Below are 12,402 nucleotides of genomic sequence, written 5' to 3' on the forward strand. Positions count from 1 at the left end.
CCAACGATTCTAATGATATTAAATGTTGCAAGACCAAATCCTAAAAGTACTAGAGGTGCTATTGATGTCCCTAATCCGAGAACTGCCCCAACTAGAAGTCTTGCAAAAGGTGTTTTTTGAAATTCTTGATTTTTCATATTATAAGTCCTCCTATATGTTTAAAATTCATTTCAATTATTCTATATGTAAAGGATATCAACAAAACACCTTTGAATAGTTCTATTTTTAAATGTAAATGGTATCATTTTTTTTATAATTTTCTAATTATTTTTTCATAGATTAAAAAATGAGACTATATTTCAAAGTTTTTAATGATATAATAGGACTTATGTTTAGATATTCACAAATTATAATGCACTTTTATCTACTTTAATTATCTATAATTTTAGGAGGAAAAATGAATTTTAAATTTATAAACTATACAAATGGATTGCCTTTTAGTATATCGATTGTCCCAGTCACTAACGAAGAATACCACTCCCATAAGGAATTAGAACTAGTCTTTATATTAAAGGGGACTGTTTCTTACTTTGTAAAAGGTGAAAAATATAAATTGTCAGAGCATGATTTATTTTGGGTAAATAGCTTAGATATACATTCATTCTTCTCAGAATCTGAAAATAGCTTGTTATTAATACTTCATTTAGATAAGGTGTTTTTTGATACATACTATAAAAATTTCTCAGATTTCTATTACAAATACACTGACTCTATTAATGATAGAAATAATCCTTTTTATGATTTAATAAGCTCAAATCTAGCTAACTTAATGCTTTCTATGGTTAAATTAGAATCTGATTATAAATTAAGAGCAATTAATAATGTTATTGAGATAGTTTTGGTTCTAATAAATAACTTTAAAGAGGAAAATCAAAAAAACATGAACTCATCTTTTTATAAAAATACTAGATTATATGACATATTAAAGTTTATAGAAAACAATTATAGCAGTAACCTAAGCCTAAACTTACTTTCAGAAGAAATGCATATTAGTCCTCAGTATATTTCTAAATTTTTTAAAGAAAATTTAGAAATTGGTTTTGTTGACTATATAAATAAATTGCGTATAACTAAGTCTTTACACGATTTGATTGAAAACGATAAAAACATTTTAGATATTGCCATGGAACACGGATTTAATGATCATAAAGCCTATAACAGAGCTTTTAAAAAAGAATTTAATATGACTGCAACTGAATATAAAAAGAAACATAGAATTGAGCAGAAAACAAAGGATTCCTTAACTCATAATTATTTTAATGATAATTCTCATAGTTATTTCAAATACTTATTTGAATTTTTAGATAAAGCTCAATCCAATACTAATATAAATTCATCTATTCAGACTAATATTAATATAGATTTAGAAAAATCATATAAAAATACATATACCAAGTACTGGAGTAAAATCACTTCCATAGGCAGAGCTTCTTTATGTTTACGACATGAAATTAGGCGCCAAATAGAATTAGCTCAAAAGGATATTGGATATGAGTTTATTAGATTTCATGGTATTTTTTCAGATGATATGATGGTTTATAAAGAAGATAGTAAAGGAAATCCCATTTACAATTGGTCCTATATAGATGAAATCTTTGACTTTTTCTATAGGGTAAATCTAAAACCTTTTATTGAAATAGGATTCATGCCAGAAATTTTAGGATCTAAAAAACAATACGCTTTTCTTTGGCATGCAAATATGAGCTATCCTAAGTCTTTAAAGAAATGGACTGATTTAATAAGTGCATTTATAAAACATTGCATTGACAGATATGGGCTTAAAGAAGTAACAAAGTGGTACTTCCAAGTTTGGAATGCTCCTGATTTATCAGAAATATTTTGGTATGGAAGTACAGAAAAATTTTATCAGTTATTTAAATCAACCTATTTCACTATCAAAAGTATATCCAAGGACATAAAAGTAGGGTCTCCTGGACTTTTACCAAAAAATGAGTTTAAATGGGCTGACGATTTCTTAAATTATTGTCAATCAAATTTCATAGAATTAGACTTTATGGCTTGCAATGTATATGCTTATACTGACCTTAAAAATACTAGTTTGCCATCTTCTATTATTAATAAATCTAATGATATGCTCACTTTATCAGGACAAGATTTTTTGGAAGATTCAGTTATAAAAATGAAAGAATTGCTTAAAAAGTATTATTTAAATATACCAATAATTGTGACTGAGTGGAATCTAAGTCCATTTACAAATGATTATAATAGAGATACCTGTTTTTTTAGTTCCTATATTACTTATAACATACTCAATAATATTAATAATATTGATGCTCTTACCTTTTGGTCTTTAAGTGATATTATTGAAGAAGGAATAACTGAAGATAAACTTTATCATGGAGGGCTTGGTCTAATAACCTACAATCGATTAAAGAAACCTTCATATAATGCATTTTCATTACTTAGTAAGCTTGGAAACACCCTTATAGAAAAAGGAAACGACTACATAATAACTGCCTCTAATAGTAGTTATCAAATATTACTATTTAACTTTATATATTTTGATGACTTATTTAAAAATGGTGATAAATCATTATTAGAATATCATAACAGATATAATATATTTAAAAATTCAAATATTAATAAGGAAGTACATTTAATTTTTTCTGTAGCTAGTGGAATTTATAAGATTAAACGATGGAGTCTAAATAGAACTTCTGGCTCAACTTTTGATGCTTGGCTAAATATGGGAGTACCTGAACAGATAACTCCTGATGTTTATGATTATCTAAAATCAAAGGAGATTCCTGAAATTAAAGTTAGCGAAAAAGAAGTCAAAAATGAATTACTTCTAACTGATTCTATTCCTCCACATGGAATACTTCTTATTGAAATAGATAAGATAAAATAAATATAATAATCTTCAACAAATAATTAACTATCTGTTGGAGATTATTTATTATAAATCTCTAACTTTTTTAAGTTAAGATATTAATTATTTTTTCCAAGCACCATATAAAGCTATTGTTATCCTGTTGCATTTTCTAAAATAGATAAAAGCCAGTATCTTTCATATTAGTTCAGCATATTCTGAAGAATATTACCATACTACCATATATATGGTGAAGAATATCCTTTATATTTTTTATATATTATTTTTTAGCAGATTGTCGAATTTCTTCATGATAAAAATAGTTTATGATAATTGGTTTACCTGTTGGATTTTTTTGAAATGGTTCTTCATCTATAAGGTACATATATCCGTTCTCATTAGCATATTGTTTAATTTGCTTATCCAACTCTATCCAATACTCTCTATTCTTCTTCTCATAAATTTCTTTGTACAATGGCACTAAAGCTGAATAATTATCTGTAATATAGTTCATTATAGTAGCTTTATAATCGCCTCTTAGATTAAGATTTTCTAGCCAAATATAATCACATTGATCTCTTATTTCATTAATAATTGCCTTCACATCTGTGATTCCTGGAAATATTGGAGAAATGAAACAAGTAGTTCGAATACCTGCATCATGAAATGTCTTCATTGCTTTAATTCGTCTTTTAATTGTAGATGCAGAATCCATATCTGCTCGAAACTCTTCATCCAAAGTATTGATTGACCATGAAACCAAAGGATTAGGAAATGACTTAATTAAGTCCAAATCTCGCACAACTAAATCTGATTTAGTTGTAATGATAAGATTTGCTTCACTTCCTTGCATTTGTTCCAAAAATAACCTAGTACGTTTATATTTTTCTTCAAAGGGATGATATCCATCCGTCACTGAGCCAATGATCACACATTCACCTCTGTATTTCTCAGGATTTCGTATACTTTCCCAGTTCTTAACATCAAGAAATGTTCCCCAAGGTTCTTTATGATTTGTAAAACGTTTCATAAAGCTAGCATAACAATATTTACACCCATGAGGACATCCAACATAGGGATTAACTGAATAACCTGCAATTGGTAAATTAGATTTTGTTAAAATCCCCTTTGTTCTAATCTCCTGTATCTTTTCAATCAAATATTTTTTACCTCCTATCAAATTTTCTATAACTACCTCTCTTTAAACTTAACATATTAAAAAACATAACTTTCTCCATCATCAGGTATTAATACCCTATCAATCATGCCATTTTCAGCAAGATAACTTTTTAACTCTTTTCGTGATAAAAATGCATGATTTACTGTATCCATATGACTTATAATCACCTTTGCAGTAGGTATTGCTTTGTATACAGCTAATACATCTTCCTTATTCATAATTAATCTTCCTAATCCTTCAATTCTTGCATCACAAGCATTTAACACCACGCAATCTGGTTTGTGATCAGTTAGATTTTTTTCTATTCCTTCATACCAAACACTATCTCCTACAATATAAAGTTTTTCCTCTGAAGAATGTTCAAACACTATCCCACAAACATCTCCCATCATAACTGCTACTTGCTCATTTTCTCCATGCCTTCCTTCTGCTTTGGTTAAGGATATATCTCCAATAATCATTCTGTTATCATTAAAAACATTAATATTCAAAAAACCTATATTTTTAAGTTTTTCTTCATCTTCTCTATTTTGAACAATTATCATCATTTCCTTTGGAATATATTCTTCAGTAAAATGATCTGGATGTATATGGGTTACAATGCAAGCATCAGTCCCCTCTAAAATTTCTTCAACAGAACATGGCAAATCGACTATTGGAGTTTGTATTTTATTTTTCTCTGGATCAGGTGATGGTGCTATGATTCCTTTTCCTTTATCTTGTAACCATGGGTCTACAAGAAACTTTTTGCCTGCATATTCTACAATAATTGTTGCATTACGAATTTGTCTAATTTTCATATAATAATTCTCCTCTTTTTATGTATTGAAAAAATATATCCTTCTTTTAAATCTCTGCTTCACTAATATTTCCCAATATTCTTTTTAAATAATTTTCACATTCCATTATTTCTTTCTTACTAAAGCCAGAATAAAATAACTTACTCATCTCTGTTGACACTTCTTCATATTCATTTTTTAAAGATTTTGCATTATCTGTTAATGAAATTAATGTTTTTCTTCTATCTGAAGCATCAGCATTTCGCATAATCAATTCTGCTTGTTCCATACGATCTAACATACTAGTAAGTGTTGTAACAGCTAATCCTGTTCTTTTTGCTAATTCTCGTATTGTAATATAATCTTCCTCCCAAAGAATATATAAAATTCGGCCTTGTTCTCCATTAAAAGCATCTATATTTTTTTTGGCAAGCAACTGATTAAATAACCTGCCACTCATTTGTTTGATTTGGCTAATAAGAAAACCACCTTGATATTCTGCCATATGAACTCCTCCTTTTTAATACCATATAATAATATACTATATAGTATTATATGGTCAAGGAATAGTTTGCCATCATGTGTTGATTATCAAATAATTTGCTATAATGTTCTTATGATATATAAGAAAGAAGGAATACTCTTGCCTAGGATAAAATGTGAGCGTAGAATATATAATTTTAAAATTAATACCCATTCCCATGATTATGGACAATTAATTTTGCCACTTCATGGTGCACTTTCTATAGAAACTGATTATAAAAAAATATACTAACAAATAACTTGATTTTAGCAAAGACTTCTCCAATTAAAAAGATATAATTAATATATGAATAACAAAGATTTTTTCTTAATTTTACAAATATTACATAGTGAGGAGTTTTTTATATTATGATAAAAATATTAATTTGTGAAGAATTAAAAGAAGCTTGCCCTGAAATTACCCTTGGATGTATTCAGGCAAATGTAGTTATTGAAAATAGTAGTGCTAATTTATTAGAGGAAATTAACAGTTATTGCAATCTCCTAAATGAAGAACTGCATATTGAAGAATTATCAAACTTGCCTAAAATCAAGGCTGGAAGAGATTTGTATAAAAAATTAGGAAAAGCCCCTAGTAAATATCGTTTGTCTTCTGAAGCATTGATAAGAAGAATTTTGCAAGGAAAGGGGGTTTACAAAATAAATAATATTGTAGATATCAACAACTTAATATCATTGAAATCTAAATTTCCTGTAGGTTCATATAATATTGACAATCTACATGCTCCTGTTTCTTTAATGATAGGTAAAGAAGGTGAACAATATAAAGGAATTGGTAAAGATTTTATAAATATAGCCAATCTACCTGTGCTAACTGATTCTCTTGGGAGTTTTGGAAGTCCTACTAGTGACTCTGAAAGGGCTATGATAGGAAATGATGCAAATAAAATTTTGATGTGTATTTATTCTTTTAGTGGCAAAAGTGATGTTGAAGAAGTATTGAAATATGCCAAAGAACTTCTAGAAAAATATGCATTTGGAAGTGATATTGAAACTCAAATAATTAAGTACCTAGATTTCGTACAAATATAAATCTTATATTTGTACGTTATTTCCTGTTAAAATTATGAATATCATTCCACTCGATTCCAACTTATAATGCAGATTAGTTTGGAATAATATAGAATTTCGAAAAAATACTAACACTAAACACAGCCAAAATCTTGTTTCCAATTTTGGATTAAAACACATTTACAATGTTTCATTTTTTAGATTTAAATATTGAAGGTCATCTGTATATACCTATGACTACAAAGTGCATCAGCAATTAACTTTGCTAACTTTGTTATCGGTGGAATATTTATTTTAATTCCTTCAGATGTTCTATGAACTAAACCTCGTATATTCCCAATAGTTTTTACTAAAACTTTAACTCCCACATTTTCAAGTTCAGTTCCATAAAGAGTTGTAGATTTAAACCAACTTATAAGATTATGTGTTATAAATACAAGCCACAGAAATCCATAGATACCGTAGAACTCTGAAGTTCTTAAATTTTTTATATGGTATACATTTTTAACTATTTTAAAGAAAGCTTCTATAGTTTGACGTTCGTTATAAAAATGAAATAATTCTACTGCACTCATTTCATTTTTACTTATGTTTGTTATTAGTAAAGAATATTTCAATTTTCCTTTTGAAGATAATGTCTCAACTATAATATACCTAACCCCATTATTTTCAGGCAATTCATAAACCCAAGCAGACTTATCGGCTTGAATATATTCAGCATAATCTATATCTTTTGCAAGATTACAAGCAGTTACAGTAGAATATCCTTTTGTAATAAATTTTAATTTTGGAATTGAAAGTAATTTTTCAATATTATCAGTTGAGCCAAATCCACTATCAGTTCTTAAAATTAAGTTACCATTGATTAGCTGCTCACTATATTTGGATATTATAGATTTTAATAAATCATCATAATGGTCATTACAATGAGAATTACCCGAATCCAGAAACATTGCAACTGTTTCTGAGTGTTCACCAGTAAATGCGGCTGTTAATTGATAACCTTTTTGGTTTTTCTTCTTAGCAAAATAGCCTTTTTCGGCCAGCTAGAATGTTTTTCCATTAGCAATTAATCCTGTTTGATCACAATCTACAACTATACTCTTATCAGAGTAAGCGGAATTGCTATTTTCCACAAAAAGACTATGGTGAATATTTTGTAACTGATTTATACTATCCTGGTCAAATCGTCTGATAAGTTTATTAATCTGTGATTGATCTGGAACAGTATCCATACCAAACATATTTAATGAAAGTTTTTCTACACCAAGTTTTTCGTTAATATCTTTAGTTGTTTCACACCCCATTACTATAGACATTGTAGTTACAATCAGTTTTTGATATATGGAATATTTTACTTCCTTCATTTTAAGCTTAAAGCTTTCAAACGGTTTAAAAATATTAGCTTTTAATCCATATTGCATTACTGCAACTAACCAAGTGGAAGTAGTTTCTTCTTTACAGTTATCTTGAGTAAAGTTAAAATTATTCATAGGATAATACCTGCCTTTCTTAATTTTTTGGTGGTAAGAAAATTATACTTGAAGGCTTGGTATTATCCTTTATTTTTTTTATGGAAACTATAATATGGAAAACGCCAAAGTTTCGTTTGTACGAAACTTAGGTAAGTAATATTTAAATTCACCTACATCTATCAAGTTTTGAATAAATTTCATAGATGTAGGCAGTTTTTATAGTTTATCTTGTTTCTTTATTCTTCGCCACAGATGTCTCCAATCATTTCTAAAACTACATTTCTCTCTATAGGTTTACCCTTATAAGAACCAGTTACATTACACAGAGTTTGACAGCCATAAAGCTCCACTCCATTACGAACAAATTCTGAATCATCAATCATTGACTCTAATTTTAAGTTAAGTTCTTCAGATGGAATAGAAACATTTACAATTCTAGGATAATTTCTTCCTGATTTTTTACTTGTCCAAATTTCATCATATGTAATATCTACTAATACATTTCTTTGTGTACCATCTTTTTTTAATATAGTAGCAAAGGCATTTTTCCCATTAACTCCATATGCATCCCAAAGTGAAATCGCCTCACTATTATCTTCATTTAAGGTCATACCAAGCCATAACCAAGCAAGTTGTACTACTCCAGATTTCATAGGCACTACAGATTCTTTATCTGATGATGTATACCCCCATTGTCTATCAAACCATGCAGTTGTGTTTTTTATTTTATATTCCTTGCCCCTAGTAACAAGTGTACCTTCAATATCCATGTTAGGGAAAGAGAACTGATGTGAATCTGCACCTATAAAATGTAATAACCCTGTTGTTCCATTATAAAGCACTTCTTTTTTAGGTGTTAATACAACATCTAATTGGGCATCTTCTACTTCAAGCTTTAATTTCATTTTGTTGTGATTTCCAGAAAATTCTCCCCAAGAAGAATATACACACATTTTCTCAACATCTACTCCATTTTTTTTAGATACTGGTTCTGTTAAAGCATTGTGAAAACAAATATTTTTAGTTCCATTCATCAATAAAAATTCTGCTGTATTTACCACTCCCATTTCACCTAGATTAATGGTTTGATGATGCCATTCAAAACCTAATTTTTCTCCCTCATATTCAAAATCACAAATAACATACCACGAATCAAAACAAGCTCCAAGTTTTCCAGGTAAATCCTTTTTATAATCTACAGATAAAGGTACTCCTTGGTTTGGCAAAAGGTTCTTTCTCATTTAAATCACTCCTCATTCATAATCTTATTTCAACTTTATTGCATGGATTAGTTATAATTACATATTTATTGTAAGTATTTTAACCATACGTCTAGATTGATGATTATAATTTATCAAATTGCAACTGATTTAACTATGCGAATATTAGTCAATAAATTTGCGTTTTCTGGACATAAATATAGGCTGACAAATTTATCAGCCTATATATCCACTTCGATATTCTTTTGGAGTACATTTCATGTATCTTTTAAATGCATGATAAAAATGACTAATCTCTGAAAATCCAGTCTGAATTGCTACCTCTTCTATTGAAATTTCATTTTGCTGCAATAACTGTTGTGCTTTTTTTAATCTAAGTTCACCAACCAAAATCTTAAAGCTTTTCCCTGTATATTCTTTAAGAATCCTACTCATTTGTCTTGAACTATAATTGAATTTACTTGAAAGTTTATCTAAAGTTAGTTCAACATAATCTTTTCTTATTGTATTTAGTACATCAATAATTATTTCATCTGTGTTTTTATTCTTGAAAACAGGAATAACGATTTCCTTATCATATTCTCTAATTAAAACAATAAAAAATGTCATAAGTAACAAATTAAGCATATTTTTCTTATAGGATAGTTCTTCTATCCACTCATCATAAATTTTCAGAACTATTTCATTAATGTAGTTTCCATTTTCAAAGTGAAATATCAAACTTCCAGAACTGATATTTTTATGCGCTAAATAGGCAAATGTACGTAACATAAATTGATCTTCAGTTGTATTTGCTAAAATTACATTTTCAAGTGAATCAACACATACAAACATATTAATAATAACTGTATCATCTGTATTTATAATCAAACTATGCATTATTCCTGGTGCAACAAGAATCATATTTCCTTGATTTACTGTAACTTCTTGACCATTACTAATGAATACACCACTACCATTTAATACAAAATATATCTCAAAGTTAATATGAGAATGACTAATAGATGGAAAATACCTATATTGACGATAAACTGAAAAACTATAATTAGAATCTAAAATTTCATTATTCATACTTATTTCTGGAGGAATTGAAATATTTCTACTGAAAAATAATTCTTGTAGTAAATCAACTGATTTTTGACTTCCAGTAAAGGAATTTTGTTTTTCTTTATAAAAACTTTTCATTATCTTTTCTATTTCTGTTAGTTCCATAAATTTCTCTAAGTTTATCATGACCTCATCTCCTATCTGTATTTTCACCAGATTATCTCCCACTACTTAACCTGTAGTATCCATTTGTAATTTTCAATTCTACTATTTAGAGTTACATATAGTATTCTTCATATAAGTATAAAATGTATCATATTTTAATTGTAATAACAATACTTATAGTATCATTTTTGTTATTTCCCAATCATAAAATAAAAGTTTTGTTTTTAACAACAGATTGCCTTCAATTGTTGGGAAAGCAACATAATCAACCTTTTGTTTGTTGAATAACATTCTATGCTTCCCTATAATTTACCATGTAAGCAAGATAAAATAACAAAAACTGAAAGGAGTAAACACTTATGAAAACAAAATTTAAAGATATAAATGAACGTCCACTTATTGAAAATCTTAATGCACATATTAATACTGGTACAATACCATCAGTGAAACCTATGGAGGATTTTTTTGTAAGAGATATTGCAATTGATTCTTGGTTTGTGATTGGACATTTTGAATCTGAGGGACATACCTTGAACTTTCTATCTCATATACTTTTAATGAATCGTCCAGGTACAGAGCCTATTGTTAATTTTAATATGTCGATTACTGATGAGACTACAGGCTGGCATTATAGTGATGATAAGGCTTATCCTTTAAATCAAGTTGAAATCAAAGAGTTTAATGATATATCATCTAAAAAAATGTCAATTAAATTACCAAATGGTATTCTTGTGGGAAATCTTGATGAAATGCATTGGGAAGCTGAAATGCCTCATGGAAAAATTAATGTAGATATGAAGTCTTATGGTATGCCAATTTATAACGCAGGATCTGGTCGTTTTCCAACTTGCTTTGATATGCCATTTAATCAGTATTCAATTCCAAATCTTCAAACAACAGGTTCCATTGTAATGGATAATAAAGTATATGAAATCAGTGGAAGATCTTGGTTTGACCGTCAGTGGGATTTAACAACTGAAGATGGTGGAATATCCAAAAATAACAATCAAAAAATTGATTCTAATGAATTGTTCACAGGCAAGTGGAACTGGAGTTGGATGGATCTTAATTTAGACAATGGAGATGTTTTAAGCCTTTGGGATATGAATAATATTACTAAAAACGATAATTTTACATGGGCAACAGTTCTCCATCCAGATGGATCTCAAAGTATAGTGACTGTTGAAAATCTTGCAGAAAGTGCTTCAGATTTTTGGACAAGTGAGGAATCTAAACAATCTTATCCTACACACTGGACTGTAAGAATTCCTGTTTTAGATGCAGAATTAGAAGTTACTTCTATAATCAAAGAACAGGAAATCGTCTCTACCATTCCTTTCTTAAACAAGTATGAAGGACCTAGTTCTGTAAAGGGTACATATAAAGGGAAAAATGTGACTGGTTACTGTTATGTAGAATTACTGGGAGATTGGAGTAAATAATATTCTTAAATCACCTGATATTTCACTTTAGAAAATATCAGGTGTTTTTTGTACATTAAATACCACACACTACAATTGTTCTTGTCTCCAGTGTTTTGAAAGCAAATCATCAAAATATTTTCCCATTTCTTTTTCTGTAATTTTCATATTATTTTTTAACCACCATGTTATGGATGAAACTATTGCACCTGAATAAAATTCAGAATAAACATTCATTTCCACTTCTGATTTTGTAACACTCCATATTTCATTTGCCTTATGCTTCAAATCCTGTGATATAACATTTTGAAAAATATTCTTTAATTCATTTTGGTCATTCTTAATAAGTATCTCTTCAAAAAGGAACTTGTATTTTTTTACTATTTCAAAAATCTGCACAGCAAGATCATATTTTTTACCTGATTCAATTAATTCATTGGATACCATGGAAATCATATGAGATAGGGCTATATTTAATAAATGATATTTATCTTCAAAATGTGCATAAAAAGTAGAACGATTTATAGCTGCTTTTTCACAGATATTCTTTACACTTATTTTATCAAAAGACTTAGTCCTTAAAAGTTCTAACAATGAATCACCTATTGCCACTACTGTCTTTGTAACTCTCGGATCTTTCCATTTCACTAAGTCATTTTTATTTACTTTTAAATCTGAATCTTTGTAAATATTCATCATAAGCCCTCTCCCCTTTTTCATTTGTCTAG

Annotated in this window: 11 protein-coding genes and 1 pseudogene; 4 read left to right on the plus strand and 8 right to left on the minus strand. The window is 28.5% G+C overall.

Annotated elements, in window-relative coordinates; all coding sequences use genetic code 11:
* The first annotated feature begins 397 nt into the window (after positions 1-397).
* Positions 398-2,872 carry a GH39 family glycosyl hydrolase gene (locus NNC19_RS13480; RefSeq protein ID WP_310939189.1) on the plus strand — a complete coding sequence of 825 codons (2,475 nt, stop codon included), beginning with the start codon at positions 398-400 and terminating at the stop codon, positions 2,870-2,872.
* A 241-nt stretch (positions 2,873-3,113) separates the two neighbouring features.
* On the opposite strand, the gene NNC19_RS13485 is transcribed toward NNC19_RS13480, so the two are convergent.
* From NNC19_RS13485 to NNC19_RS13495, 3 genes are read right to left on the minus strand one after another with little or no spacing between them, the layout of a single operon-like run.
* Complete coding sequence (locus NNC19_RS13485) at positions 3,114-3,992, minus strand: radical SAM mobile pair protein B (protein WP_310939190.1); 879 nt, start codon at positions 3,990-3,992, stop codon at positions 3,114-3,116.
* Positions 3,993-4,048: 56 nt separating this feature from the next.
* The gene (locus NNC19_RS13490; RefSeq protein WP_310939191.1) at positions 4,049-4,813 is read right to left on the minus strand and encodes an MBL fold metallo-hydrolase; all 765 of its coding nucleotides are present in this window, start codon (positions 4,811-4,813) and stop codon (positions 4,049-4,051) included.
* A 46-nt stretch (positions 4,814-4,859) separates the two neighbouring features.
* Positions 4,860-5,297 (minus strand): MarR family transcriptional regulator, encoded by a 438-nt coding sequence (locus tag NNC19_RS13495; protein WP_310939192.1) that lies wholly within the window; start codon positions 5,295-5,297, stop codon positions 4,860-4,862.
* A gap of 138 nt (positions 5,298-5,435) precedes the next feature.
* Here NNC19_RS13495 and NNC19_RS13500 point away from each other — a divergent pair.
* Positions 5,436-5,561: pseudogene (locus NNC19_RS13500) on the plus strand (AraC family transcriptional regulator); the annotation flags it as partial.
* Positions 5,562-5,683: 122 nt separating this feature from the next.
* Positions 5,684-6,367, plus strand: a complete 684-nt coding sequence (locus NNC19_RS13505) for a phenylalanine--tRNA ligase beta subunit-related protein (RefSeq protein ID WP_310939194.1) — start codon at positions 5,684-5,686, stop codon at positions 6,365-6,367.
* Between the two features lie 182 nt (positions 6,368-6,549).
* Here NNC19_RS13505 and NNC19_RS13510 read toward each other — a convergent pair whose 3' ends face one another.
* The 4 genes from NNC19_RS13510 to NNC19_RS13525 all read right to left on the minus strand — a co-directional run bounded on the left by NNC19_RS13510 (position 6,550) and on the right by NNC19_RS13525 (position 10,301).
* Complete coding sequence (locus NNC19_RS13510; RefSeq protein ID WP_310939254.1) at positions 6,550-7,392, minus strand: transposase; 843 nt, start codon at positions 7,390-7,392, stop codon at positions 6,550-6,552.
* Positions 7,393-7,839, minus strand: a complete 447-nt coding sequence (locus NNC19_RS13515) for a hypothetical protein (RefSeq protein ID WP_310939195.1) — start codon at positions 7,837-7,839, stop codon at positions 7,393-7,395. It lies immediately after the preceding gene.
* A 218-nt stretch (positions 7,840-8,057) separates the two neighbouring features.
* Positions 8,058-9,062, minus strand: coding sequence for a lipocalin-like domain-containing protein (locus NNC19_RS13520; protein WP_310939196.1), 1,005 nt, complete (start codon positions 9,060-9,062; stop codon positions 8,058-8,060).
* Positions 9,063-9,257: 195 nt separating this feature from the next.
* Positions 9,258-10,301, minus strand: coding sequence for an AraC family transcriptional regulator (locus tag NNC19_RS13525; protein ID WP_310939197.1), 1,044 nt, complete (start codon positions 10,299-10,301; stop codon positions 9,258-9,260).
* A 311-nt stretch (positions 10,302-10,612) separates the two neighbouring features.
* Here NNC19_RS13525 and NNC19_RS13530 point away from each other — a divergent pair, with 311 nt between their 5' ends.
* Positions 10,613-11,695 carry a lipocalin family protein gene (locus NNC19_RS13530; RefSeq protein ID WP_310939198.1) on the plus strand — a complete coding sequence of 361 codons (1,083 nt, stop codon included), beginning with the start codon at positions 10,613-10,615 and terminating at the stop codon, positions 11,693-11,695.
* Between the two features lie 69 nt (positions 11,696-11,764).
* Here the strand turns inward: NNC19_RS13530 and NNC19_RS13535 are convergent, their stop codons facing one another.
* Positions 11,765-12,373, minus strand: coding sequence for a TetR/AcrR family transcriptional regulator (locus NNC19_RS13535; RefSeq protein ID WP_310939199.1), 609 nt, complete (start codon positions 12,371-12,373; stop codon positions 11,765-11,767).
* Positions 12,374-12,402: the final 29 nt, after the last annotated feature.

This window comes from Clostridium sp. SHJSY1, assembly GCF_031626875.1.
In the GTDB taxonomy this organism is placed as follows: domain Bacteria; phylum Bacillota; class Clostridia; order Clostridiales; family Clostridiaceae; genus Clostridium.

Bases quoted from the DNA above. Each gene is read 5' to 3' on its own strand.
- NNC19_RS13480 (WP_310939189.1), top strand. From the start codon at position 398: ATGAATTTTAAATTTATAAACTATACAAATGGATTGCCTTTTAGTATA.
- NNC19_RS13490 (WP_310939191.1), bottom strand. From the start codon at position 4,813: ATGAAAATTAGACAAATTCGTAATGCAACAATTATTGTAGAATATGCA.
- NNC19_RS13495 (WP_310939192.1), bottom strand. From the start codon at position 5,297: ATGGCAGAATATCAAGGTGGTTTTCTTATTAGCCAAATCAAACAAATG.
- NNC19_RS13505 (WP_310939194.1), top strand. From the start codon at position 5,684: ATGATAAAAATATTAATTTGTGAAGAATTAAAAGAAGCTTGCCCTGAA.
- NNC19_RS13515 (WP_310939195.1), bottom strand. From the start codon at position 7,839: ATGAATAATTTTAACTTTACTCAAGATAACTGTAAAGAAGAAACTACT.
- NNC19_RS13520 (WP_310939196.1), bottom strand. From the start codon at position 9,062: ATGAGAAAGAACCTTTTGCCAAACCAAGGAGTACCTTTATCTGTAGAT.
- NNC19_RS13530 (WP_310939198.1), top strand. From the start codon at position 10,613: ATGAAAACAAAATTTAAAGATATAAATGAACGTCCACTTATTGAAAAT.
- NNC19_RS13535 (WP_310939199.1), bottom strand. From the start codon at position 12,373: ATGATGAATATTTACAAAGATTCAGATTTAAAAGTAAATAAAAATGAC.